The organism is Pseudomonas sp. MH9.3 (assembly GCF_034354675.1).
In the GTDB taxonomy this organism is placed as follows: Bacteria; Pseudomonadota; Gammaproteobacteria; order Pseudomonadales; family Pseudomonadaceae; genus Aquipseudomonas.
Map to the genome: position 1 here is coordinate 4,827,168 of NZ_CP133785.1, position 24,195 is coordinate 4,851,362.

The 24,195-nt window shown below is 62.2% G+C and carries 24 protein-coding genes; 13 read left to right on the plus strand and 11 right to left on the minus strand.

The window, feature by feature from the left end; all coding sequences use genetic code 11:
• Window positions 1-339 precede the first annotated feature (339 nt).
• The 4 genes from RHM60_RS21430 to RHM60_RS21445 all read left to right on the plus strand — a co-directional run bounded on the left by RHM60_RS21430 (window position 340) and on the right by RHM60_RS21445 (window position 4,509).
• Window positions 340-1,371, plus strand: a complete 1,032-nt coding sequence (locus tag RHM60_RS21430) for an amino acid ABC transporter substrate-binding protein (protein WP_053254520.1) — start codon at window positions 340-342, stop codon at window positions 1,369-1,371.
• Between the two features lie 72 nt (window positions 1,372-1,443).
• The gene (locus tag RHM60_RS21435; RefSeq protein WP_322212706.1) at window positions 1,444-2,625 is read left to right on the plus strand and encodes an amino acid ABC transporter permease; all 1,182 of its coding nucleotides are present in this window, start codon (window positions 1,444-1,446) and stop codon (window positions 2,623-2,625) included.
• Window positions 2,626-2,635: 10 nt separating this feature from the next.
• Complete coding sequence (locus tag RHM60_RS21440) at window positions 2,636-3,733, plus strand: amino acid ABC transporter permease (RefSeq protein WP_057006782.1); 1,098 nt, start codon at window positions 2,636-2,638, stop codon at window positions 3,731-3,733.
• Window positions 3,734-3,744: 11 nt separating this feature from the next.
• Window positions 3,745-4,509 carry an amino acid ABC transporter ATP-binding protein gene (locus RHM60_RS21445; protein WP_065934436.1) on the plus strand — a complete coding sequence of 255 codons (765 nt, stop codon included), beginning with the start codon at window positions 3,745-3,747 and terminating at the stop codon, window positions 4,507-4,509.
• A gap of 51 nt (window positions 4,510-4,560) precedes the next feature.
• Here RHM60_RS21445 and RHM60_RS21450 read toward each other — a convergent pair whose 3' ends face one another.
• Together RHM60_RS21450 and RHM60_RS21455 are read right to left on the minus strand one after the other, a co-directional pair.
• A complete protein-coding gene (locus tag RHM60_RS21450; protein WP_209988921.1) occupies window positions 4,561-5,055 on the minus strand; it encodes a type II toxin-antitoxin system MqsA family antitoxin in 495 nt (164 codons plus the stop codon).
• Window positions 5,052-5,363: a type II toxin-antitoxin system MqsR family toxin gene (locus RHM60_RS21455; RefSeq protein ID WP_209988923.1), complete on the minus strand. Its 312-nt coding sequence runs from the start codon at window positions 5,361-5,363 to the stop codon at window positions 5,052-5,054. The genes RHM60_RS21450 and RHM60_RS21455 overlap by 4 nt, the downstream gene beginning before the upstream one ends.
• A gap of 159 nt (window positions 5,364-5,522) precedes the next feature.
• Between RHM60_RS21455 and RHM60_RS21460 the strand changes: the two genes are divergently transcribed.
• Together RHM60_RS21460 and RHM60_RS21465 are read left to right on the plus strand one after the other, a co-directional pair.
• Window positions 5,523-6,182 carry a FadR/GntR family transcriptional regulator gene (locus tag RHM60_RS21460; protein WP_209988926.1) on the plus strand — a complete coding sequence of 220 codons (660 nt, stop codon included), beginning with the start codon at window positions 5,523-5,525 and terminating at the stop codon, window positions 6,180-6,182.
• Window positions 6,172-7,437 carry a CynX/NimT family MFS transporter gene (locus RHM60_RS21465; RefSeq protein WP_322212711.1) on the plus strand — a complete coding sequence of 422 codons (1,266 nt, stop codon included), beginning with the start codon at window positions 6,172-6,174 and terminating at the stop codon, window positions 7,435-7,437. The genes RHM60_RS21460 and RHM60_RS21465 overlap by 11 nt, the downstream gene beginning before the upstream one ends.
• A 3-nt stretch (window positions 7,438-7,440) precedes the next feature.
• Here the strand turns inward: RHM60_RS21465 and RHM60_RS21470 are convergent, their stop codons facing one another.
• The 9 genes from RHM60_RS21470 to RHM60_RS21510 all read right to left on the minus strand — a co-directional run bounded on the left by RHM60_RS21470 (window position 7,441) and on the right by RHM60_RS21510 (window position 16,081).
• Entirely contained in the window at window positions 7,441-8,058 is a 618-nt protein-coding gene (locus RHM60_RS21470) for a DUF1120 domain-containing protein (RefSeq protein ID WP_322212712.1), read from the minus strand.
• Between the two features lie 45 nt (window positions 8,059-8,103).
• The gene (locus tag RHM60_RS21475; protein ID WP_209988934.1) at window positions 8,104-8,748 is read right to left on the minus strand and encodes a DUF1120 domain-containing protein; all 645 of its coding nucleotides are present in this window, start codon (window positions 8,746-8,748) and stop codon (window positions 8,104-8,106) included.
• A gap of 10 nt (window positions 8,749-8,758) precedes the next feature.
• Window positions 8,759-9,886 carry a DUF1120 domain-containing protein gene (locus RHM60_RS21480; protein ID WP_322212716.1) on the minus strand — a complete coding sequence of 376 codons (1,128 nt, stop codon included), beginning with the start codon at window positions 9,884-9,886 and terminating at the stop codon, window positions 8,759-8,761.
• An 11-nt stretch (window positions 9,887-9,897) separates the two neighbouring features.
• Window positions 9,898-12,309, minus strand: a complete 2,412-nt coding sequence (locus RHM60_RS21485; protein WP_416195190.1) for a fimbria/pilus outer membrane usher protein — start codon at window positions 12,307-12,309, stop codon at window positions 9,898-9,900.
• Window positions 12,310-12,467: 158 nt separating this feature from the next.
• Window positions 12,468-13,214 carry a fimbria/pilus chaperone family protein gene (locus RHM60_RS21490; RefSeq protein WP_231423015.1) on the minus strand — a complete coding sequence of 249 codons (747 nt, stop codon included), beginning with the start codon at window positions 13,212-13,214 and terminating at the stop codon, window positions 12,468-12,470.
• A gap of 2 nt (window positions 13,215-13,216) precedes the next feature.
• Window positions 13,217-13,843 (minus strand): DUF1120 domain-containing protein, encoded by a 627-nt coding sequence (locus tag RHM60_RS21495; RefSeq protein ID WP_209988943.1) that lies wholly within the window; start codon window positions 13,841-13,843, stop codon window positions 13,217-13,219.
• Window positions 13,844-13,920: 77 nt separating this feature from the next.
• On the minus strand, window positions 13,921-14,541 hold the full coding sequence (locus tag RHM60_RS21500; protein ID WP_209988946.1) for a DUF1120 domain-containing protein: 621 nt from the start codon (window positions 14,539-14,541) through the stop codon (window positions 13,921-13,923).
• A gap of 36 nt (window positions 14,542-14,577) precedes the next feature.
• Complete coding sequence (locus tag RHM60_RS21505; RefSeq protein ID WP_322212721.1) at window positions 14,578-15,189, minus strand: DUF1120 domain-containing protein; 612 nt, start codon at window positions 15,187-15,189, stop codon at window positions 14,578-14,580.
• Window positions 15,190-15,451: 262 nt separating this feature from the next.
• Window positions 15,452-16,081: a DUF1120 domain-containing protein gene (locus tag RHM60_RS21510; protein WP_322212722.1), complete on the minus strand. Its 630-nt coding sequence runs from the start codon at window positions 16,079-16,081 to the stop codon at window positions 15,452-15,454.
• 357 nt (window positions 16,082-16,438) lie between these two features.
• Here RHM60_RS21510 and RHM60_RS21515 point away from each other — a divergent pair, with 357 nt between their 5' ends.
• The 7 genes from RHM60_RS21515 (at window position 16,439) to dacB (ending at window position 24,195) form a co-directional block, all read left to right on the plus strand.
• Window positions 16,439-17,257, plus strand: coding sequence for a response regulator (locus RHM60_RS21515; RefSeq protein ID WP_231423018.1), 819 nt, complete (start codon window positions 16,439-16,441; stop codon window positions 17,255-17,257).
• A 195-nt stretch (window positions 17,258-17,452) separates the two neighbouring features.
• Entirely contained in the window at window positions 17,453-18,088 is a 636-nt protein-coding gene (locus tag RHM60_RS21520; protein WP_209988959.1) for a response regulator transcription factor, read from the plus strand.
• 72 nt (window positions 18,089-18,160) lie between these two features.
• Window positions 18,161-18,631, plus strand: coding sequence for a nuclear transport factor 2 family protein (locus tag RHM60_RS21525; protein WP_322212727.1), 471 nt, complete (start codon window positions 18,161-18,163; stop codon window positions 18,629-18,631).
• A gap of 36 nt (window positions 18,632-18,667) precedes the next feature.
• Entirely contained in the window at window positions 18,668-18,943 is a 276-nt protein-coding gene (locus RHM60_RS21530; protein WP_209988965.1) for a GIY-YIG nuclease family protein, read from the plus strand.
• Window positions 18,944-19,018: 75 nt separating this feature from the next.
• On the plus strand, window positions 19,019-19,948 hold the full coding sequence (locus RHM60_RS21535) for a glutathione S-transferase family protein (RefSeq protein ID WP_209988968.1): 930 nt from the start codon (window positions 19,019-19,021) through the stop codon (window positions 19,946-19,948).
• A gap of 110 nt (window positions 19,949-20,058) precedes the next feature.
• Window positions 20,059-22,473, plus strand: a complete 2,415-nt coding sequence (locus RHM60_RS21540; RefSeq protein WP_322212731.1) for a TonB-dependent receptor — start codon at window positions 20,059-20,061, stop codon at window positions 22,471-22,473.
• Window positions 22,474-22,740: 267 nt separating this feature from the next.
• On the plus strand, window positions 22,741-24,195 hold the full coding sequence (gene dacB, locus RHM60_RS21545; RefSeq protein WP_322212733.1) for a D-alanyl-D-alanine carboxypeptidase/D-alanyl-D-alanine-endopeptidase: 1,455 nt from the start codon (window positions 22,741-22,743) through the stop codon (window positions 24,193-24,195).

Here is a 24,195-nt window from a genome sequence, read left to right on the forward strand (position 1 = left end):
CCATAAATGTGCGGGCGCTCCGATTGGGTGCGTCGGAACGGTGCGTAGCGGGTTGATCTGTTAACAAAGTGTCGCAAGGTTGAATCTTTTGCTCTTGACCCTGTGCTGAATCGACTCAGTCGTCACTCTGGTACGGCGCTTGCTATGCACAGAGCGATGTCAGGTCTCTTTCACGTCGGTAACACTATCAGTGACGCCGCTTGTGGGATAGCAACTGGACTTATAGCGACAGCCTCAAACCGTTTGACCCCAAAAAAAGCCAACACGGGTCAAAGTCGCCTCAAAAGGGTGCGGTGGGGTTCGAGCTCCGACACAACAAGAGCAAAACTGGAGGTTTGAATGAAGGTATTGAAATCCACCCTGGCCATCGTCACTGCGGCCGCTGTATTGGGTGTCAGTGGTTTTGCCCAAGCTGGTGCCACCCTGGACGCCGTGCAGAAGAAAGGCTTTGTGCAATGTGGCGTGAGTGACGGCCTGCCGGGTTTCTCGGTACCGGATGCCAGCGGCAAGATCCTCGGGATCGACGCTGACGTGTGCCGCGCCGTAGCCGCTGCCGTCTTTGGCGACGCGACCAAGGTCAAGTTCAGCCAGTTGAATGCCAAGGAGCGTTTCACCGCGCTGCAATCGGGCGAAGTCGACATTCTGTCGCGCAACACCACCATGACCAGCTCTCGCGATGCGGGCATGGGCCTGAAATTCCCGGGCTTCATCACCTACTACGATGGCATCGGCTTTCTGGTAAACAACAAGCTGGGCGTTAAAAGTGCCAAGGAACTGGACGGTGCAACCATCTGTATCCAGGCCGGTACCACCACCGAGCTGAACGTTTCCGACTACTTCCGCGGCAACAACCTCAAATACACCCCGATCACCTTCGACACCTCCGATGAAAGCGCCAAGTCGCTGGAATCCGGGCGTTGCGACGTGCTGACCTCCGACAAGTCCCAACTGTTCGCCCAGCGCAGCAAGTTGGCTTCGCCGAAGGACTACGTGGTGCTGCCGGAAACCATTTCCAAGGAACCGCTGGGCCCGGTCGTGCGTAACGGCGACGACGAGTGGCTGGCCATCGTGCGCTGGGTTGGCTACGCCATGCTCAACGCTGAAGAAGCCGGCATCACCTCGAAAAACGTTGAAGCCGAAGCCAAGTCCACCAAGAACCCGGACGTTGCACGTCTGCTCGGTGCCGACGGCGAATACGGCAAAGACCTGAAAGTGAAGAAAGACTGGGTCGTGCAGATCGTCAAGCAAGTCGGTAACTACGGCGAAGTGTTCGAGCGCAACCTGGGCAAGAGCACCCCGCTGGAAATCGACCGCGGCCTGAACGCACTGTGGAACAACGGCGGCATCCAGTACGCACCCCCTGTGCGCTGATCGCTGATGGTTCTGTCACCCGGTGGGCCAACCGCCGGGTGATGTTCTGTTCCATTCTTTTCGGGGCACTTCATGCAAAATCAAATCGGCGCACCCAAGCAGAAGCTCAGCTTCAGCGATCCCAAAGTGCGTGCGTGGCTCTTCCAGATCATCACGATTGTGGCGGTGGTCTCGCTGGGCTGGTACCTCTTCAACAATACGCAAACCAACCTTCAGCACCGGGGCATCACCTCGGGGTTCGACTTTCTTGAGCGCAGTGCCGGCTTCGGCATCGCGCAGCACCTGATCGACTACACCGAATCGGACAGCTATGCCCGGGTGTTTGTGATCGGCTTGCTCAACACCTTGCTGGTGACCGTGATCGGTGTGGTCCTGGCGACCCTGCTCGGCTTCATCATCGGCGTGGCGCGCCTGTCGCCCAACTGGATGATCAACAAGCTGGCGACGGTGTATGTGGAAGTGTTCCGCAACATCCCGCCATTGCTGCAGATTCTGTTCTGGTACTTCGCGGTGTTCCTGACCATGCCGGGGCCGCGCGCCAGTCACAACTTCGGCGATACCTTCTTCGTCAGCAGCCGTGGCCTGAACATGCCGGCAGCGCTGGTCGCCGATGGGTTCTGGCCGTTCGTGATCAGTGTGGTACTCGCCATCGTCGCCATCGTGCTGATGACGCGCTGGGCCAACAAGCGCTTCGAGGCCACGGGCGTACCGTTCCACAAGTTCTGGGCCGGTCTTGCACTGTTCATCGTGATCCCGGCGTTGTGCGCCTTGATCTTCGGCGCGCCGCTGCACTGGGAAATGCCCAAACTGCAAGGCTTCAACTTCGTTGGCGGCTGGGTATTGATCCCCGAACTGCTGGCGCTGACGTTGGCGCTGACGGTCTATACGGCGGCGTTCATTGCCGAGATCGTGCGTTCGGGCATCAAGTCCGTCAGCCACGGCCAGACCGAAGCCGCGCGCTCCCTGGGCCTGCGCCCCGGGCCGACGCTGCGCAAGGTGATCATCCCGCAGGCGCTGCGGGTGATCATTCCGCCGCTGACCAGCCAATACCTGAACCTGGCGAAAAACTCGTCACTGGCCGCCGGTATCGGTTACCCGGAAATGGTTTCGCTGTTTGCCGGCACGGTGCTCAACCAGACCGGCCAGGCGATTGAAGTCATTGCCATCACCATGAGCGTGTACCTGGCGATCAGCATCAGCATTTCCCTGCTGATGAACTGGTACAACAAGCGCATTGCGCTGATCGAGCGGTGAGGAAACCTGCATGAGTTCGCATACGTTCAAACCTGATATGCCGCCGCCGAACAAAGTCTTCGGGCCGATGGCATGGATGCGCGCCAACCTGTTCTCCAGCTGGCTCAATACCCTGCTGACCCTGTTGGCGTTTTACCTGATTTATTTGGTGGTCCCGCCGATCCTCAGCTGGGCCATCCTCGACGCCAACTGGGTGGGTACGACTCGTGCCGACTGCACCAAGGAGGGCGCCTGCTGGGTGTTCATCCAACAGCGCTTCGGGCAGTTCATGTACGGCTACTACCCGGGCGACCTGCGCTGGCGCGTGGATCTCACCGTGTGGCTGGCCATCGTTGGCGTGGCGCCGTTGTTCATCTCGCGCTTCCCGCGCAAGGCGATCTACGGCCTGGGCTTTCTGGTGCTGTACCCGATCATCGCGTTCTTCCTGCTGCACGGCGGCGCCTTCGGCCTGACCAACGTGGCGACCAGCCAATGGGGCGGCCTGATGCTGACCCTGGTGATCGCCACGGTCGGCATCGCCGGCGCCTTGCCGCTGGGCATCGTGCTGGCGCTGGGACGGCGCTCGAACATGCCGGCGATTCGGGTGGTCTGCGTGACCTTCATCGAGTTCTGGCGGGGCGTGCCGTTGATCACGGTGCTGTTCATGTCGTCGGTGATGCTGCCGTTGTTTTTGCCCGAAGGCATGGGCATCGACAAACTGCTGCGGGCGTTGATCGGCGTGATCCTGTTCCAGTCGGCCTATGTGGCCGAAGTGGTGCGCGGCGGTCTGCAAGCCATTCCTAAAGGTCAGTACGAAGCGGCTGCGGCGATGGGCCTGGGTTACTGGCGCAGCATGGGCCTGGTGATTCTGCCGCAAGCGCTGAAGATGGTGATCCCCGGCATCGTCAACACGTTTATCGCGTTGTTCAAGGACACTAGCCTTGTGATCATCATCGGCCTGTTCGACCTGCTCAACAGCGTCAAGCAAGCCGCCGCCGACCCGAAATGGTTGGGTATGGCCACTGAGGGCTACGTGTTCGCTGCCCTGGTGTTCTGGATTTTCTGTTTTGGTATGTCGCGCTATTCCATTCATTTGGAACACAAGCTCGACACAGGCCACAAGCGTTAGGAGTTGATGTGATGAGCGAAGCGATCAAACAGCCTGTGAGCCCTGAAGGCATTATCCAGATGCAGGGCGTCAACAAGTGGTACGGCCAGTTCCACGTGTTGAAAGACATCAACCTCAACGTCAAGCAGGGCGAGCGAATCGTGCTGTGCGGCCCGTCGGGGTCGGGCAAGTCCACCACCATCCGCTGCCTCAACCGTCTGGAAGAGCACCAGCAGGGCCGCATCGTGGTCGATGGCGTGGAGCTGACCAACGACCTCAAGCAGATCGAAGCGATCCGCCGTGAAGTCGGCATGGTGTTCCAGCACTTCAACCTGTTCCCGCACCTGACCATCCTGCAGAACTGCACGCTGGCGCCGATGTGGGTGCGCAAGATGCCCAAGCGCAAGGCCGAGGAAATCGCCATGCACTACCTGGAGCGCGTGCGCATTCCGGAGCAGGCGCACAAGTTTCCGGGGCAACTCTCCGGCGGCCAGCAACAGCGTGTGGCGATTGCCCGCGCGCTGTGCATGAAACCCAAGATCATGCTGTTCGACGAACCGACTTCAGCGCTTGATCCCGAGATGGTGAAAGAGGTTTTGGACACCATGATCGGCCTGGCCGAAGACGGCATGACCATGTTGTGCGTGACCCACGAAATGGGCTTCGCGCGCACCGTGGCCAACCGCGTGATCTTCATGGACAAGGGCGAGATCGTGGAACAGGCGGCGCCGAATGACTTCTTCGACAATCCGCAGAATGATCGGACCAGGTTGTTCTTGAGCCAGATTTTGCATTGATCGAAGCGTGAATGAATAAACCCGGCCTGGCGCCGGGTTTGTTTTTTGGGGCTAGGACGCCTTGAGTGCTTCTGCGTCGTCGTTCACGGTGTAGGTGAAGGCGCCACGCAGATCAGCGCCGTCTGCCAGGATCTTCGCATCCGCAAGCAAGTGCGGGTGACGATCCAGAAGCCGCATCAGCAGTACCAACGGTTTGGGGGCAAGCAACTCGCCACGTTCGTAGCGAGAGAATGCGTTGTGACCGCCGCCGGACAGCAACTCCACCGCTTCCTTTTGTGTCAGGTGCAGTTTGCGGCGGATGCGTTTCATCTCGGCGCCGATCATTTGCCGAGCGGCGAGGATCAACTCATCCTTTGCTTGGCCGTAGCGGTCTGCGCTGTCGTTGTCCTGGTCCCAGAATCCGTCGCCGCATACCTTGCATTCCCAGCCTGATAGATTGTCGATCCGACGTTCCATGCCCTTGATGCTGATGGTTTCGCTGCGACCCTCGAAGTGGTGCAATGCGTCGGGGGCGCCGCAGATGTAGCACAGCTCTGCTTTTTTCATGGATTTTTCTCCTTGAAAGAGACTACCGGAGGTCTACCGTTTGTTCGGTACGTGACCTTGATGTAAATCTGCGTGCCTGTTGAGTGAGTGTGGTACACGTCCTGCCAGACTCGATGGTCTCCATAAGTGGTCATCGACTTGTACAACATCCAGTTCTGTAACTCATAAATGACGGCCTGCATGTCTTCGATGCTATAGCCAAGAGCCTCACCGCACTCCTCTGCCGTGCGGGTAAACGCTTTCCTGCCAAGCCGCCTCACATCCGCCTTTATCACCGCCAAATCGTAATGAGGTGTGTACTTTTCCATAAGACACCTGAGTCCAATAATTACCCTATAAGGGTAATTTTACCAATCGAAAATACTGCTCCTTTTCCTGCTTCAGAACCCTAGTGCCTTGCCTTTGTAGGCAACTCCGAATAGGTTGTAGGAAAATTCATCCTATGATTGGACGAAAGCACGAAATCCATGACAGACATCGCCCCCCTGATCAAACGCTCCCTGGTCGACCAGGCCTTGGAGCAACTGCGCTGGCGTATCACCGAAGGCAAATGGGCCATCGGCGAGCGCCTGCCCACCGAGCCGGAGTTGTCCGCCGAGCTGGGCATCAGCCGCAATACCGTGCGCGAGGCGATGCGTGTATTGGCGTTTTCCGGGTTGATCGAAATTCGCCAGGGTGACGGCAGTTACCTGCGTTCGATGAGTGACCCACTGGGCACGATGCGTGTGCTGTCCCATTGCTCCCTGGAGCAAGCGCAAGAGACGCGGCAGATTCTGGAAGTGCAAGCGATCGGCCTTGCAGCCCTGCGCCGTACCGAGCACGACCTCAAGGTCTTGCGGGTGGCACTCGAGGCCAGCGCCGCGCTGTACCACGGCGACCTGGAGGCCTATATCAGCGCCGACCTGGTCTTCCACCAATACTTGGTGGATGCCGCGCACAACACCGCGTTGAGCGAGCTGTACCAATACTTTTCCGCGATCGTCGGCGCGCAGTTGCGCCAGACCCTGAACATCACGCCACGTCGCCAGGCGGTGTTCGACCTGCACACCGAACTGCTCGATGCGGTGGAACAGCAAGATCCGCAGCGCGCCAAATCCCTCTGCCGGCAGTTGATCAATGAACCGTAAAACCAAACCTGCGACCGAACTCGAAGAACTGTTGATCGACGCTGAAATCGACGACGAGGTGGTGCAGCACAGCCATCCGGTCGTCACGCGGCCTTGGTTGCTGTTGCTGGGGTTGATCCTGGTGGCGCTGAATCTGCGTCCGGCGTTATCGAGCCTGGCTCCGCTGCTCAGCCAGGTGTCCGACAGCCTTGGATTATCGGCAGCCAGGGCCGGGTTGCTGACCACCTTGCCGGTGCTGTGCCTGGGCCTGTTCGCGCCGCTGGCGCCGATCCTGGCACGGCGCTTTGGCGCCGAGCGCGTGGTGCTGGGGATTTTGCTGATGCTGGCCGCTGGTATTACGCTGCGCAGCGCGTTCGGTGAGGCGGGCCTGTTTAGCGGCAGCCTGATCGCCGGTGCCAGCATCGGCATCATCGGCGTGTTGTTGCCGGGTATCGTCAAGCGCGACTTCGCCAGGCAGGCCGGTGCCATGACCGGTGTGTACACCATGGCCCTGTCCCTGGGGGCGGCGCTGGCGGCGGGGGCGACGGTGCCGTTGAGCCATTACTTTGCCGACAGCTGGTCGCTTGGCCTGGGCTTCTGGATGCTGCCGGCGCTTATCGCGGCGTTGTTCTGGTTGCCCCAGGCCCGGCACAAACACACCGCTCACCCTGTGGCTTCGCGGGTCAAAGGTCTGTTGCGCGATCCGCTGGCCTGGCAAGTGACCCTGTACATGGGGCTGCAATCGTCGCTGTCATATATCGTGTTTGGCTGGATGCCATCGATTCTGATCGACCGGGGCCTGAATGCGACGGACGCGGGGTTGGCGCTGTCTGGATCCATCGTCTTGCAACTGCTCAGCGCACTGACCGCGCCGTGGCTGGCCACGCGGGGCAAGGATCAGCGCCTGGCGATCGTGATGGTGATGCTAATGACGCTCGGTGGCTTGTTCGGCTGCCTGTACGCGCCGATCGACGGCCTCTGGGGTTGGGCGGTTTTGCTCGGCCTGGGGCAGGGTGGCACGTTCAGCCTGGCGCTGACCCTGATTGTGCTGCGTTCGCGGGACGCACACGTGGCGGCCAGCCTCTCGGGCATGGCCCAGGGTTTCGGCTACACCCTGGCGTCGATGGGGCCGCTGGCCGTGGGTTTGATCCACGACTGGAGCGGCGGCTGGAGCGCGGTCGGCTGGGCGTTCGGCGTGATCGGGGTGGCCGCCATCATCGCCGGCCTTGGCGCTGGCCGCGCGCTGTACGTGGGTGCCGGCCGCGCGCGGCGCTGAGGGCTACAGGTATTTGACTTCCAGCGTGGCTGAGCCGTCGATCGGCAGCTCATAGTCCACGTTCAGGTTGTCGGCGCGATAGATGATGGTGTCGACGCGCAGGTCGACCACCAGGTCTTTGGCCGGTAATACCTGGGAGGCATCGTCCTGCGTGGCGATCGAGGTGTAGCGGCCGGGTTTCATGAAATCGTGCTTGTACCAGGTGTCGCCCTGGTTATCGGAGCCGATTGTCTGCACCGCCACGTTGTCGGCGATCGCATTGGCCAGGAACAGTGTGTAATGGCCCAGCCGCTGACCGCCCGCGATGAAACCCAACCCGTATCGGTCGTCAAAAACGCTCGAACCGACGCGATTGTCGATCGAGTGCAAGGCGAGCGTGGTGGCGGCCTCACAGTTCACGTCCAGGGTCAGCAGGTGGCTTGCGATGAGGGTCGGTTCGGTCAGGTTCAGGTCTTTAATGGAGATTTTACCGTGATCGATCACGCCGCCACCGGACAGGCTCGGGGTGCAGGCACTGGGCGTGATCAGGCCGTGAACGCCAAGGTCGACGCTGGACGCTGCGACCGCGTGGCCCGCGCTCGCCATTACGGACGCGGCAAAAAACATGTTCAGGCGCTTCATGAAGTGTTCCTTTTTTCAGGGAAAGGGTGGGTGTCGTGTGTTTGTTTACAGGTACACAACTTCCAGGGTGGCCGAGCCGTCCATCAGCGTTTCCACACTGAGATCAAGGTTCTGCCGGGCGTTGATCGTGGCTTCAAGCGTCAGCGTGCTGGTCAGGCTTCGGATGGCCGAGGGGCCGGCAACGCTGCCCATCACGTCGGTGAATCCCAACAGGCTGCGCGAGCCAATATCGATGGGGTTGAGGTTGGCGGTGCGCCAGGCCACGCCGCCGGTGGTGGACTCGGTGCCGTACGCCACCGCCAGGTCGTCGACGACGGTTTGTTTCGGGTCGAAACTCACCGAATACACACCGATCTTGTTGCCGCTGGTGTCCAGTCCCAGGCCGTAGAAAATTTCGCTGTTGACGTGGGCCGTGCCGTCGCGGTTGTCGCGCATGCGCAGGGCGAAACGGCCGGGGGCGTTGCAGTTTACTGTCAGCGTCAAGTATTTAAGGGGCAGGCGGGTGCCTTTGGTGAGATTGAGGTCATTGCGGGAAATCTTGCCGAAGTCGATCAGGCCGCCGCTGGATAACAGCGGCGTGCAGGCCATCGGCGTGATCAGGCCCGTGACGGTCAGGTCAACGGTCGATGCGGCGTGCGCGGCGCCCGTCAGCAGGGGTAATGCAATAAGTGGCATCAGCAGGGGTTTCATGGTGGTGCTCCTAGGGATAGTGAATTTCGAGGGTGGCCGCGCCGTCCAGCCGCACCTCGCTGGCCAGGTCCAGGGAACTCAGCGGTGCGATCACCGCTTCCAGGCTCGCGGTGGCGCTGAGTTGTTGAATTGGCAAAGGGCCGCTGGTACTGCCGACGCTCGCGCTGAAGCCCAGGTAACGGCTGGCGCTTATCGAAAGCGGGCTGGCGCTGGCGCTGCTCCAGGCCGAGGTGCCCGTGGCCGAATCGGTGCGATACAGCTGTGGCCAACTGTCGGCGGTGGTGCGTGCGGGATCGAATATCAGGCGATAGCGGCCAATTCTGTTTTGCCGGGCGTCCAGGCCAAGGCCGAAGAGGGTGTCGTCGGCCGGCCCCGTTGCTGAGCCGACGCGGTTGTCCCCCAGGCGCAGGGTGAAGGCGCTGGGCGCATCGCACGCCACGCTAACGATCAAGGGACGTGCGGGCAGCGCGGTTTCCTTGTGCATGTTCAGGTCCATCACCGACAGTTTGCCGAAGTCCACCGTGCCGCCGCCGGACAGGCTCGGCGTACAGGCTGCCGGCGCAAAGCGTGCCTGCAGGCGCAGTTCCTGCGAGCGGCCGCCATTGATGGCATCGAACACGCCGCTTTCGTCCCATGTCTCCGCATCGTTGACCCGCGATGCGTCTGCGCTGGCCCAGGCGCTGACCTGAATCTGCACTGACAAGCTGCGCCCGCTCACCGGCACGCCGGCGCGCATCGGTACGATGCCGTGTTCCGGCCGCCAGCGCAGGCTTGTCGCGGTGCTGATCGGGGACTGGCCGCTGCCGGCGAGCAAGCCCAGGTCTACCGCCCGACCATCGAGCAGTGCATCGCCCACCTGCAACCCGTAGCTGCCGCGCGCGGTGAACGCGAAGCGCTCGATGCCTGCGCCCATGGCGCGATAGAACAGGCTCATGTCGGTGGTGTTAGGGCAATTGAAGGTCAGGCTCAAGCGCCGTTCGCCCAATAAACGGTCGGCCTTTGGCGTCAATGCGACGGCGCGATTCATCAGGCCGAAATCCACCAGCGATTCGCTCAGGTTCAACTGGCACTCATCCGCGCCGAAGGCGCAGGCGCCCGGCAGCAAGGCGAGGGCGAGCAAGGCAGGTTTCAAACCCATGGTTAAGGTCCTCATGGTTGGCACCGCGCCGGTGCGGTTTCGTAATACGCGTCGGGATTGCCGCGTTCGGGCAGCTCGAATTCGAGGCGGCAGCGGGCCTGGCCCGGCTCGCTGATCCACAGCGCACGGCGGTTGAGCACGTCGGGCAGGAACACCTGGCTGCCTTCCTGCACCAGGGTCACGAACTCGCCGTCGTCCGTACTCACGGCTGCGCCCCGTGCGAGCGGTCGGCCATCGGCAGTGCTGACGTTGAGCAGCGCGCGGCGCGTCAGGGCGACGCCGAACTCGACTTTATCCACCGCACCACGCCCGGCGGACAGCACCGCCAGGCCGTTGCTGATATCGGCATTGCGCGGCAGCGAACGGGTTTGCACTTCCACCGGGCTGCGCCCATACGGACTCAGTTGCGGCACCACGGCCTGGCCTTGCCAGTCGGTCCACACCGGGCCGCTGGGGGTGCTGACCTGGATACCGGCCATGTCGCCCACCGACATCACTGCAAAGGTCTCGCGCACGGGGTAGGGCGAGAAGGTCAGGCCGTCGCCGTGCAGCACCACGCCACCGCGCGCGCCGCCCTGATAGCTGGAACGCTCGGCATTGTTGCGGGTGTAGTTGAAGTCCAGTTGGCTGTAATAGGGCAGCGCCGAGACGCCGAGGGACGATTCCACCTCACGGTCGCGGCTGTCGCGTTCCACGCCCACGCGGTAGCTCAGTTGGTCGTTGAGCTGTTCGCTGAGTCCGGCGCCTGTACGCTGTTCGCCGCCGGCATTACGGGTCCAGGCGCGACCCCTGCGGTTTTCGCCCAGGGGCACGCTGATGTTCAGGTACACGCTGTCATCGCTCTGCTGGCGCCCGCCGACTTGCCACTCGGCACTGGCCGACACCGACACCCGACCAACACGGCTACCCCACGACGCCAATGCCCTGCTGCTGTTGTCGCCGGTGAAGTTGGAGGAGCGCGAGACCCCGGCGCTGAACGCGCCGAGCATCGGGTGCGACCAGGACGCTGTGGCGCTTTGCTGGTCGCGGTAGCGCGTACGTTGTTGTTCGCGGGTCGTGGTGGTGTAGGTGGAGTCTTCCAGGTCGCGGTAGCCCAGGCTGCGCCAGGAGCCGGCCGTGGTGATCGACCAGCTTTCGGACACGCGTTGGGACCACGAAAAATCGCTTTGCACGCCGCGTTCGTTGCCTTGGCGGCTGGCCTGGGCGAGCTGGGCCGAGACCTGAAACTGGCCGTCCTGCCAGGGCAACCACCCCAGGTTCAGGCCGCTGGCGCGGTAGTCTTCAGCGGCCAGCACGCCGGCGCCAATGCTGACCTGCGGGTGCAACGCGCCGCTCCAGCCGCCGCTTAGCACCCACGGCTCGGCGCCTTCACCTCGGCCGACCTTGCGCACCCGACCGGCGGCCACCGAATAGCCCGGTGCCGGCAGTCCCAGGCCGAGCATGGCGGCCGGCACCGTGAAGCGTCGCTCTTGCCCCGTGGTTTCCCTGATCGTGACTTCCACATCGGAGCGCCCGTTCAGGCGCCGCACGTCAGTCAGCGAAAACGGCCCGGCGGGCACCACGGTGGAATGAATCAGCGTGCCGTTCTGGCGCACCTCCACCTGGGCCGGGCTGTTGGCGATGCCGGTGATCGTTGCGCCCTGGTTCTGGTCCTGCAGTGCGGTTTCGTTCAGCACCTGGGCGCCGGTAATCTGCGCGCCGGCCAGCACCGGGTTGTACAGGGTGAGCTGTCCGGCCTGCAACACCGCCTGTTGTTCGGCGAAGGTGCGTTGGGCGTAGGCGTCCAGGTGCGTGGTGCGCGAGACCTTGTCCTGCCAAGTGCGCACCTGGCGGCTGCGCACGATCCAGTCACCGGCATTGAAGCCCACCTCGGTGTTGGCCGAGCCGAAGCGGCTGTTGTCTTCGCCATACTCGTTATACAGACCGGTGAGGTCGTAGTTGAGCAGCCCGGCAAACCCGCCGGTCTGGTAGCCGGACACGTCCTGCTCCGCCGGACGCAATGCATCCGTGGGCACCACCAGCGACAGGCTGAGGCTGGCCGGGTCTTGCTCGATGACGGTTTGCGGGTAGGCGTCGAGAAAACCGTGGCACTCGGCGTTGGCGTCCGGCGCGCGCAAATTGCCCGCGTCCAACAGCGCCTGGTTAAAGCACAGCGCGCCGCGGTCATCAAACACCACCTCCACGCGCCCGCGCCGCTGGCCATTGACGTTGAGGTTGAGGGCATGACGCCCGGACGCGAATCGGGGCGCCTGTAGCAGCAGGTTGGCAAGCTGCGGGTCGATGCCGCGCTGGGACAGGGTTTGTGGGTCGAACGAACCGGCGCTTTCGTCGGCCAGGCTATCGCCGTTCGGCAGCGTGGTGCCCAGGCTCAGCGCCAGACCTGCCAGCAGTCGGCGCAGTGTACGCGGTGAAACGCCGGGCATGGCTTTGCCGTCACGATCAGTCTTAACTGTGCTCACAAGGTGTACTCGTATTAGAGAGATGCGCCGCGCCACTCCCTGACTCGGGCACACTCCTGGTGGCCTTCAATGGGAGGCCACTTCGTCGTCAGGGCGCCGCAACCCGTCCTGCGGCGCTGTGATCAAAGGGTGATCGGTGCTTCGTAAGGCCCCACGGCAAACCCGTAGACGGTGGCCGGCTGCAATTGCACGGTGCTGGCCCGGGTCTGGCTGGCGGTGACCGTCAGGGTTTCGCCCGGCAACACATAGGTGCGTGGCAACAGTGCCGAACCGTTGCCCGGTAACAGCCTCAGCTCCTGGGCCAGGCGCACCACGTAGGGCGTCGGGTTATGCACGCTCAACTGGTTGTTTTGCAGGCTCCAGGTCAGGCCGGTCCAGGGCGTGCGGTTGGGGGCCAAGCCCTTGGGATGCAGGATCACCGGCAGGTTCTGGCGCACCGTTACGCCCACGCGGGCATGGCCGGCCTCGGCGGCGGCACGGCCCTGGGGCATGCCTTCGAAGATCACGCGTTTCAAGCGTTGCGTGGTCAGTGGCGTCGGTGATTGCAGGATGAAACGGATCAGCTGGCTTTTGGACGGCTCAACCCGCGTCAGCGGTGGTGTGACAAACAGCAGCGTTGCGGTGTCTTCCGGAATGTCTTCGAGGGTCACATGCAGCAGCGCCAGCTTTGAGTCGGTGTTGGTGACCGACACCGAGGCTTCGCCATCGGCTTCATTGACGATCACCACCGAAGTATCCGGCACCATGCCGTCGGCCAGCACCAGGGTCGGCCCCCACAAGGTCAGGGCCACGGCGGCCAGGTACAGGCCGGTGTAGCGAACAAGGTTGAACAACCGTGAGAGCAGGGCAAAACGCGGGGCGGGAAACATGGCTAGAGGTACCTCAGGTCGAGCACGATGGAGCCGTCTAGCGGCACGTCCTGGTCGAGAGTCAGAAAGGCGGCGGCGTTGATCGACGTGTCGATCTGCAAGGTGGCGTCGATCCTGCGATGGGGTTCAGGGATCAGCGTGCCGGGCGTGGCGAAGCCCATGTAATTGTCTGGATACGCATTGTCTTCCGGAAACCAGGTCTCGCCCTGGTTGCTCGACGCCAGGACCAGCACGCGCAGGCTGTCGCCGTACGCTTCGCGAATCGCCAGCGAGACCGATCCCAGGCGCTCACTTGGCGCATGAATGTTGTGGCCCAGGCCGTAATAAAATCCCGGCCCTACAGACGACGCGGCGCGGTTATCCACACCCACCAGCACAAACAGCACTGGCTGATTGCAGCTCACGTGCAGGTCAAGGTTGCGCGTGGGCAGCGCGGTGAATTCGTAGTGGTTGAGTGAGCGCGCCGGCACCCGTCCGTGATCGACAACGCCGTCGGAGGACAGGGACGGTGCGCAGGCGCTGGGCGTGATGACGCCGGTTAATGTCATCTCGGTGGACGACGCACACAGCGCAGGTGTGGCGGGAAGGCAGAGGCACAGCGTCAGCAGACGGCGCGAGAGCATGTTCATGGTCAGGTTTGAAACCGTGATTTAAGGAGACATCCGTGGCAATCGCGCCACGCCGTGCAGGCATGGCGGACCGGGCGTTAGAGGTACTTGACGGTCAGGGTGACAGAGCCGTCGATGGCCACTTCGTTGTTCAGGGTCAGGCCATTGGCGGGGGCTATCACCGGGCGGATAATCATGTCAGCGGTCATCTGGCTAACCGGCGTGGGCGTGTTCACGTCGCTTGCGGTGACCGAAAGAAGGGCGCCCTTTTGAAACATGTGCATCGGTGTCCAACTGGTGCCGTTGTTGAACGATGTGATAACTCGGGAAGCGACGCCATCGGCGGTTGCATTCAAGAGCGTCAGCTCCATCCCGCCGAGTTTCTCGCTGTCGTTGGTCATGCCCAGACCGAATAACCCCGTGTCGTTTTCGTACTCCGAGCCTGCGCGATTGTCCTTCGGCTCCAGGGCCATCAGGGTTGCCGCATCGCACCTCACGGTCAGTTGCAGCGACTGGAAGGGCAGAGCGGTATAACTGTCGGCCTTCAGATCTTTCGCGGAAATCTTGCCAATATCCACATTGCCACCATTCGGCAGGCTTGGCTCGCATGCACTCGGGGTGATCAGCCCGCGTACAGTCAGGTCAACGCTGGAGGCCGCCACTGCACTGCCGGCAGTGGTCAGCAGCAAGGCGGCGAAAAGGGTATTGAGGGGCTTCATGGTGGTACTCCTACAGGGGGAAGGGGGCAAACGGATTTACAGGTACTTGAGCTGCAACGTGGCCTGGCCATCGACGGGTACTTCGTCGATTAGCGTGAGCGCATTGGCCGGCACGATGATCGAGAACGCCCGCAGCCGAGCGTTCAGTTCCTTGATGGCGATAGGGGTGTTGGTGCCGATGGCGGCGAACGACGTCAGCCCATCGTGGCCGAGGTAATTGGACGCTGACCAACTGCTGCCGCCATTGCGCGAGACGATCACGTTGACCGCGTTTTCATCGGCCACCGGATCGAACAGGGTGAACGTCACGCTGCCGAGCTTCTCGTCTTTGGGGGTCAGGCCCAGGCCGTGGTCTTGCCGGTTGATGGCCGAGGTGCCCGCGCGGTTATCGATGGTGGTCAGGGTAAAAAACGTTTCACCCTCGCAGTGCACTTCCAGGCGCAACTCAGCCGGGTCCAGCAGCGTGGGCTGGGTCTGCTTGAGGTCCTTGGCGGTCATCTTGCCGTGGTCGATCAAGCCACCATTGGTGAGGGTGGGCGTGCAGGAACTGGGCACAATCGCCCCGGAGACGCTCAAGTCGGTAGTGCTGGCGGCGAAGGCGCCTGGCGCACAGGCCGCAAGCAGGAAGGCGAGGGTGGTTCTGTCCATAGGTACACGTCCTTGGGTTCTAAGAAAATTCCTGGGGGAAAGCCAAGCCACCCTGGTGGTGCAGTTGCCCAGGGCCGTCGTTAAAGCGCTGAAGGGCGCGTGGGAGTAAATTTAGCGCCGGGCCGGCGGAACGGAAATACAACTAATACGAATGACACGGTGGCAATGGAATTGAGGCCTTTTGTTGAGGGCATCGCCGCCGGTTGTGGTGTGGCGACCCTGCAGTGGAGCGCGACGTTGCCCTCTTCAAGCGTGTTGCACGTCAGAGGTACTGGATGGTCAGCGTGGCAGAGCCGTCGATTTGCACTTCATTGGCCAGGTTGAGGTCTTTGGCCGGGGCAATCATCGGCGCGACCACCAGGTCAGTCGTCAGCGCCTTGATCGGAATCGGCACCCACGGACCGTTCAAGCCGGCCCCGAAGGCTGCGAGGTTGTTGCGTTGCCATATGGCATCGTCAAGTTCCATCCACGTCACGCCGCCGTCGAATGATTCCATGGCCGCGACGACCGCGGTGTCCGCAACGGAATTGGCCATCAGCAAGTAGTAACGCCCGATTTTTTGCGTGTTGTCGATCAGGCCCAGGCCGTAGCCCGTCGAGGCCGTTGAGGACGAGGCGCGATTGTCGGTGCCTTGCAGGGCGAACAAGGTGCTGGCGTCGCAATCGATGCTCATCCGCAGCGTGCGTCTGGGCAGCACGGTGTTGGTGTCCTGCTTGAGATCTACGGCCGAAATCTTGCCCAGGTCAATGTTGCCGTTGCTGGACAGCCCGGGCGTGCACGCGCTCGGTGTGATCACGCCACTGACGCTCAGGTCGACGCTGCTGGCGGCGAAGGCGTTGCTCAGGCATCCAGTGAGAAGAATGGCCGAGCAGGCGGCTAAAGGCTTTTTCATGAGGCGCGGCTCCGGTGTCTGTTTTTTAAGTGGGGTAGGTCAGCGTTGTCCCCCTTGATGAGGCGCCGGGGAATTTAGCCAGAGGGGCTCCGTGGGGAAATGCAACTAATACGAGACTGAGCGAATGTCGTACAGCCACGGTCGGCAATGTCGGATCGCTTTATCAGATGGGAAGCGCCTACTGGAGTTTTCGTACTTGTTGTATCGCTGATGTGCATTCGTCCGGATATGTTCAAAGCTCGAAGCGCATTTATTTGAATCTCATCGTTGAGGTTCAGGGCATCGTCTTTGGGCGAAAGGTTCGCGTGTGACCACCGTCATGCCGGCTGGGCAGTTCGCTCTCGTGAAGAGGGCTTTATGTCGGGCACGTTTCCAGAAGGAAGTTCATGCCAGGCAGACCCCGACGCTGCCTGCGAGTGGCGTGAAAGTGGCGCTCGCGTGTTGGTGGTGGACGATCACGGCACCTACCGCCTGTTGCTCGGTTCTCTGTTGGAAAAGCTTGGCGTCTCGCATCTCTGTTGCAGTGATGGTCGTCAGGCGTTGAAGGCGTTGGAGGCGCTGCACTATGACGTGGTCATCACCGACTGTTGCATGCCGGTGATGGACGGCTACGCAATGACGCGTGAACTGCGCCGTCGCGAGCGTGCGGCGCGCAGCCCAGCCTGTTGCGTGCTGGCCTTTACCGCGAGCCTGGGGCCCGGGGATATCCAGCGCTGCCTGGCCTGTGGCATGGATGGCTGGCTGGTCAAGCCGATCGGCCTGGCCAAACTCCGTGAGGTGTTGCGCTATTGGTTGGCCGCGCCCCAGGTACGGGTGGGCGCAGTCGAGCCTTTCTCTTTGTCTGTGCACGGCAGGCGACCCACGCGCGCCAGTCTGGTCGCCATGTTCGGTTCCTGGGAAATGACCCAGCCGCTGTTAGTCAGCCTGATCCAGGAAGCCCGCCATGATCTCTTCATTCTGAAGCACGCCCTGGCCTGTCTGGATGGAACGTTGACCAGTCAACGGCTGCACCGTTTGATGGGCAGCGTCGCGTTTCTGGGCAACACCGGCCTTGAACCACGGGCCGTGCATTTGATTGAACGGGTCAATCAATCGGGTGTTTCGGACAATGCAGTGGCTCTGCAGGATTTTTTTTGGGATGTGGAACATTACCTACAGTACTTGGGAAGTCTCTAATCCTTAGTTGCTGTAGGAATACATCCTTCTGCGTCGTAGTACTTCTCTGTATGTAATTTCTTTTATTTCTGTGGGTAACAACTGATGGCACTTAAAACATTGGGTGGGGCCAATTTCACGCAGTTATTGACGGTTGTTGCCTACAGCCAGTCGGGATATTTTGCTACTAACTAATTGCCGTCATGGGAAAAACCGATGCTTCGCATAATTATTGCTGACGATCACCCTATCGTCCGAGTCGGGCAAAAAGTCGTGATAGAGGCGAGTGGTAAATGTAAAGTCGTGGGCGAGGCCAATGGCCCGGACGAACTGCTGGCGCTGGTGGCCAAGACCCCCTGTGATGTGATCGTGACGGACTTCGCCATGCCGGGCGACCAGCAAGCGGATGGCTACGGCCTGCTGGGCTTGTTGCACCGCCAGTTTCCCAAGGTGCCGGTGATCGTGGTGACCATGTTCGCCAACGTTGCGACCTTGCGCACAGCGCTGTCCCACGGTGCGCGGGCGGTGGTGGCCAAAAGTGCGTCGGCGCGTGAGTTGCCCCAGGCCCTGCAAACCGTAGTGCAAGGGCGCAACTTTATCAGTGAGTCCCTGCGTGCGCAGCTCGACCTGGCGGGCCTGGCCCAGCCCACGCAGGCACCGCAGCTGTCGGGCAAGGAACAGGAAGTGGTCAGGATGCTCGCCAGCGGCATGACCGTCAGCCAGATCGCGGCGCGGGTCAATCGCAGTATTTCCACCATCAGTAAACAGAAAAGCACTGCCATGCACCGCTTGTGTATCTCTACCGATGTGGACTTGTTTGCTTACGCGCGGGATGCAGGCATGGTGCCTTAGTGAATGCCCGTGGCTTTCCATTGCCGTGCAGACTATTGTGCGCTCCTACAAAAACGATTCACGGAGCTGCACATGAGTGATGCCCACACCGCGTTGATCACCCGTTTTTACGAGGCCTTCCAACGGCTGGATGCCGAAGCCATGGCCGCCTGCTACACCGAAGACGTGGTGTTCAGCGACCCGGCGTTCGGCGAACTGCGCGGGCGTGATGCCGGTGATATGTGGCGCATGCTCACCACGCGCGCCAAGAGTTTTTCCCTGACCTTCGACCATGTGCGCAGCGATGACAGCACCGGCAGCGCGCATTGGGTGGCGACTTACCTGTTCAGTGCGACCGGCAACACGGTGGTCAACGATATCGGCGCGCGGTTCGTGTTTCGCGATGGCAAGATCTGCGAGCACCATGACCACTTTGACCTGTCTCGTTGGTCGCGTCAGGCGCTGGGCCTCAAGGGCTGGCTGCTGGGCTGGTCGCCGGCGCTGAAAAACGCCGTGCGGGCCCAGGCGCGCAAAGGCTTGCAGGCATTCCAGGCCGGGCGTTGATAAGCTTGGCGCTTTCCCATTGTGCCGAATCGCCCCGTGACCCCTCCGACTGAAGCCAAGCCCTGGTACGTTTATCTGGTGCGTGCCGCCAATGGCTCCCTCTATTGCGGCATCAGCAACGATCCGCAACGCCGTTTTTCCATGCACCAGAGCGGCAAGGGCGCGCGGTTCTTCCTGTCCAGCCCGGCTGTGGCGCTGGTGTACACCGAGCAATGCGCGACGAAGGGCGAGGCGTTGCGTCAGGAACGGTTGATCAAGAAATTGAAAAAAAGCGCCAAGGAGTGCCTGGCCCGTAGTGGAGCATTGATCTGACTGATAGCGTCTCATCACGCCACCTGAGCACTTGGCGCGTTAAGCTGCGGGTTCATTCGCCAAGTGGACCGCCACATGTCTGAGCTCATCCTGCATCACTATTCAACGTCACCTTTCGCAGAAAAAGCTCGGCTGCTGCTGGGCTTCAAAGGCTTGTCGTGGCATTCCGTGCATATTTCGCCGGTGATGCCCAAGCCGGACCTGACCGCCTTGACCGGCGGTTATCGCAAGACCCCGGTGTTGCAGGTAGGCGCGGATATCTATTGCGATACCGCGCTGATCGCGCGCCGTCTGGAGCAGGAAAAAGCCAGTCCTGCGCTGTTCCCGCCGGGCCAGGAAATGATCACCCAGACCTTCGCCACCTGGGCCGACAGCGTGGTATTCGCCCACGCCGTGAGCCTGGTGTTCCAGCCGGAATCGGTGGCGGTGCGCTTCGGCAAATTGTCCCCGGACGCGGTCAAGGGCTTTCTTGCCGACCGCGCCGCACTGTTCAGCGGCGGCACGGCGAGCAGGTTGCCGGTGGAGCTGGCCAAGCATCAGTGGCCGGCGATCATGGCGCGCCTGGAGCAGCAGCTTAAGGCCGGACATTTTCTGTTCGGCGAACCCTCGATTGCCGACTTTGCCCTGGCTCATTGTTTGTGGTTTCTCACGGCCACGCCGGTGACTGCGCCGCTGGTGGATGCGTATCCGGCGGTGACCGCGTGGTTGGCGCGGGTGCTGGCGTTCGGTCACGGCAGCGCCAGTGAAATGAGTGCCGAACAGGCGCTTGAGATTTCCCGTAATGCCACGCCGGCCGCGTTGCCGGACGAGGTGTTCGAGGACTTGAATGGCTTCCACCCCGGGCAGGCAGTCACTGTCAGCGCAATCGACTACGGCGTTGATCCTGTTGCGGGCGAGCTGCTGTTTGCCGGGCGCGAAGCGCTGATCCTGCGCCGCACCGACGAACGCGCAGGCACCGTGCATGTGCACTTCCCGCGCTGGGGTTTTCGCATTCAGGCGCAATAATCGAAAATATTTGCAAACAAAATGTGAGGTAAACCGCCGGCCCATCCGTGTAGTGCTTGAAACTGCGAGCTATTCGCATTAACGGCTTTTCTACACGGGTTCCTTTGAACATGAAATCGATGGCGGGCGGTTGGGTAAAACAGTGGCTGGGAGCCTCGGTATTGGCGGTCTCGGGGCTGGCGTTGCTGCCCCTGTGCGTCGCGCAGGCGCAGGAGCAGCACAGTGCCCGGTTCAATTTTGCCCTGGCAGCCAAGCCGCTGCCCCAGGCGCTGAGCGATTTCAGCCGGGTGACCGGGATCAGTGTGATCTATACCGACGAGGCGCCCTACGGCCTCAACGCGCCGTCGATCAATGGGCAGATGAGCGCCACCGACGCCCTGCAACGGCTGTTGGGCAACTCCGGCTTTACCTTCCGCCAGATCGACGCCCGTACCCTGGCCCTCGAACCTTTACCCACCAGCGGGGCAGTCAACCTCGGCGCCACCACCATCAGCGGTGCCGGCCTTGCCCAGGACAGCACCAGCTATCAGCCGCCGCCCACCAGCTCGGTGATGCGCTCCCAGGGCTTGCTGCTGGAAACCCCGCAGACCGTCAACGTGGTGCCCGCCCAGGTGTTGCGCGACCAGACCCCGCGCAACCTCGACGACGCCCTGGCCAATATCAGCGGCATCACCCAGGCCAACACCCTCGGCAGCACCCAGGACGCGGTGATGCTGCGTGGCTTCGGCGACAACCGCAACGGCTCGATCATGCAGGACGGCATGCCCGTGGTGCAGGGCCGTGCGCTGAATGCCACGGCCGATCGCGTCGAAGTGCTCAAAGGTCCGTCGTCGCTGTTGTACGGCATTCAGGACCCGGGCGGCGTGGTCAATATCGTCAGCAAGAAGCCCGCACTGGTGCAGTCCACCTCCCTGACCGCGCGCGGCTCGACCTTCGGTGACGGCAAGAACGGCAGCGGCGGCAGCCTCGACACCACAGGCCCCATCGGTGACAGCGGGCTGGCGTATCGGCTGATCGTCGACCACGAAGACGAGGATTACTGGCGCAATTTCGGCACCCACCGCGAGACACTGGTGGCGCCGTCCCTGGCCTGGTATGGCGACACCACCAAGGTGGTGTTTGCCTACGAGCATCGCGAATTTCTCTCGCCGTTCGACCGTGGCACCGCCATCGACCCCAAGACCAACCACCCGTTGAACATCCCTGCAACCCGTCGCCTGGATGAGCCGTTCAACAACATGGAAGGTCGCTCCGACCTGTACCGTCTGGAAGTCGACCACGATCTTAACGACGACTGGAAGGCTCACTTCGGCTACAGCTGGAACCGCGAGACCTACGACGCCAGCCAGGTGCGTGTCAGTGCGGTGAACGCCAACGGTACCCTGACCCGCAGCATGGACGGCACCCAGGGCGCGATCACCACCGACCGTTTCACCACGGCCAGCCTGGAAGGCAAGGTGCAGGCCGGCGGGCTGCAACATGACCTGGTGTTCGGCCTGGATGACGAGTACCGCAAGGTCTACCGCGCCGATTTGATTCGGCAGAAGCCGCGCGGTGTCTTCAGCTACTTGAACCCGGTGTACGGCAACGAAGTGGCGGGCTCTACCGTCAGTGCCCCGGACAGCGCCCAGACCGACCTGCTGCGCAGCGACTCGCTGTTCTTCCAGGACGCGATCCACCTGACCGACCAATGGATTCTGGTGGGTGGCGCGCGTTACCAGATGTACGACCAGTACGCCGGCAAAGGCGTGCCGTTCAAGGCCAACACCGACGGCAACGGTCAGAAGTGGGTGCCGCGTGCCGGCCTGGTGTATCGCTACACCGATGAACTGTCGTTCTACGGCAGCTACACCGAGTCGTTCAAACCCAACTCCACCATCGCGGCGCTGGCCGATGGCAGCACCCTGAGCGGCAGCCTCACGCCGGAAGAATCCAAGGCGTGGGAGCTGGGCGCCAAGCTGGATATACCGGGGCGCATCACCGCCAGCGCCGCGTTGTTCGATATCAACAAGCGCAATGTGCTGGTGTCGGTGGGCACCGGGCTGGACACGGTCTACAGCGTCGCCGGCGAAGTACGCTCGCGCGGCCTGGAGCTGGATGCCACCGGCCAGCTCAGCGACAACTGGAGCCTGATCGGCAGCTATGCCTACACCGACGCCGAAGTCACCAAAGACCCGGCCCTGGAAGGCAAGCGCCTGCAGAACGTGGCCAAGCACACCGGCTCACTGTCGGCGGTGTACGACTTCGGCAGCCTGGTGGGCGGCGATGACCTGCGCGTGGGCGCCGGCGCACGCTATGTGGGCCAGCGCGAAGGCGACGCGAACAACAGCTTCAACCTGCCGGGCTACACCGTGGCCGACGCGTTTGCCACCTACGACACGCGGATCGAGGGGCAGAAGGTCAAGTTCCAGTTCAACGTGAAGAACCTGTTCGATCGCACCTACTACACCTCGGCGGCGAGCCGTCTGTTTGTGTCGATGGGCGATGCGCGGCAGGTGTCGGTGTCCAGTACGCTGGAGTTCTAGCGCTGAGCGGGTTTGCTGCGAAAAGGGCTGATGGGGGGCTGTTGTGGCGAGCGAGCCGTTCAGTTAAGCGCAGCTCCCCTGTGGCGAGCAGGCTTGTCCTGCGTTGGGCTGCGCAGCAGCCCCAAAGCCAGGCGCTGAGCCGTATCAGGTACACCGCGTTTTGCTTGATTGGGGGCGCTTCGCACCCCAACGCGGGGCAAGCCCGCTCGCCACAAGGGAGGCGAACTGGTAGCGTTGCCGCAACTTTTTTGCGGATACACCCTGGCGATGCATTTTGGACGATGGTTACATCCTCTCACGCTGCTGGCGGGCCTGAGCCTTTTACTGGGCGGCTGCGCAAGCGTCTCGCAGACGTCCATGGCCTCGCTGGACCCCCTGCTGGCGGATCCTGCGCTCAATGGCGCCACCGTGTCGCTGATGGTGCGCGACGCCCGCAGCGGCAGCACGCTGTACCAGCACAACCCGCGTACACGGCTGATTCCCGCGTCCAATCTCAAGCTGCTCACCACGGCGGCGGCGATGGATGTGTTGGGGCCGCAGTACCGCTTTGCCACGCAATTGTTGAGCAACGGCGCGCAGCAGGGTGATCGCCTGACGGGCAACCTGTACCTGCGTGGCCTGGGCGATCCCACCCTGCAATTCGCTGATTACCAGGCCTTGGCCGCGCAATTGGCGAGCCTCGGTGTGCGCCAGGTGCAGGGTGATCTGGTGGTCGACGACACTTGGTTTGACGCCGAGCGCCTGGGCGTCGACTGGGCCCAGGACGACGAATCCACCTACTACGGCGCGCAGATTTCGGCGCTGACCGTGTCGCCGAATGCTGATTTTGATGCGGGCACCTTGCTGGTCACCGCCAAGGCACCCGTGACGCTCGGGCAGCCGGTGAGCGTGGAGATCAGCCCCGCCACCGATTACGTGCAACTGAGCAATCGCGCCGTCAGCGGGCCGGGCAACACTTACGGCATCACCCGCCAGCACGGCACCAACCTGCTGCAACTGAGCGGCGCCCTGGCGCCGGGCAAGCAGAGCCGGCAGTGGGTCAGTGTGTGGGAGCCGACGCAACTGGTGGCCAATCTGTTTGAACAGGCGCTGGCGCAGCAGGGCATTCAGGTGATGGGCCGGCGGGTGATCGGTGGCGCCAGCCCGACCACCGCGTTGCTGTTGGCCGAGCACCACTCGGCACCGTTGCAGCAACTGATCACGCCGCTGCTCAAACTCTCGAACAACAATATGTCTGAAGCGCTGCTCAAGGCCATGGGGCGCAAGACCGCCGATGCCGGCACCGCGCAGGCCGGTGTGGCGGCAGTGGCGGCGTTCATGAGACGCCAGGGCATGGACCCGGCAACCTTGAGTCAGGTCGATGGTTCGGGGTTGTCGCGGCGTAATCTGGTGTCTTCGCAGAACCTCACGGACGTGCTGCTGGCGACGGCAAAACAGCCCTGGTTCGACGCCTGGTATAACGCGTTGCCGATTGCCGGCAATGCCGATCGCCTCACCGGCGGCAGCCTGCGTTATCGCCTGCGGGGCACCGCCGCCGCAAACAACCTGCACGCCAAGACCGGCTCGATGGCCGGGGTGTCGTCACTGAGTGGCTACATCACCGACGCCGGCGGGCGGCGTCTGGTGTTCTCGATGATCAGCAATAACTACGTCAGCGATGCGGCGCCAATTCGCGCCCTGGAAAATCGCCTGGCCGTCGCGCTGAGCCAGTGGCACGACTGA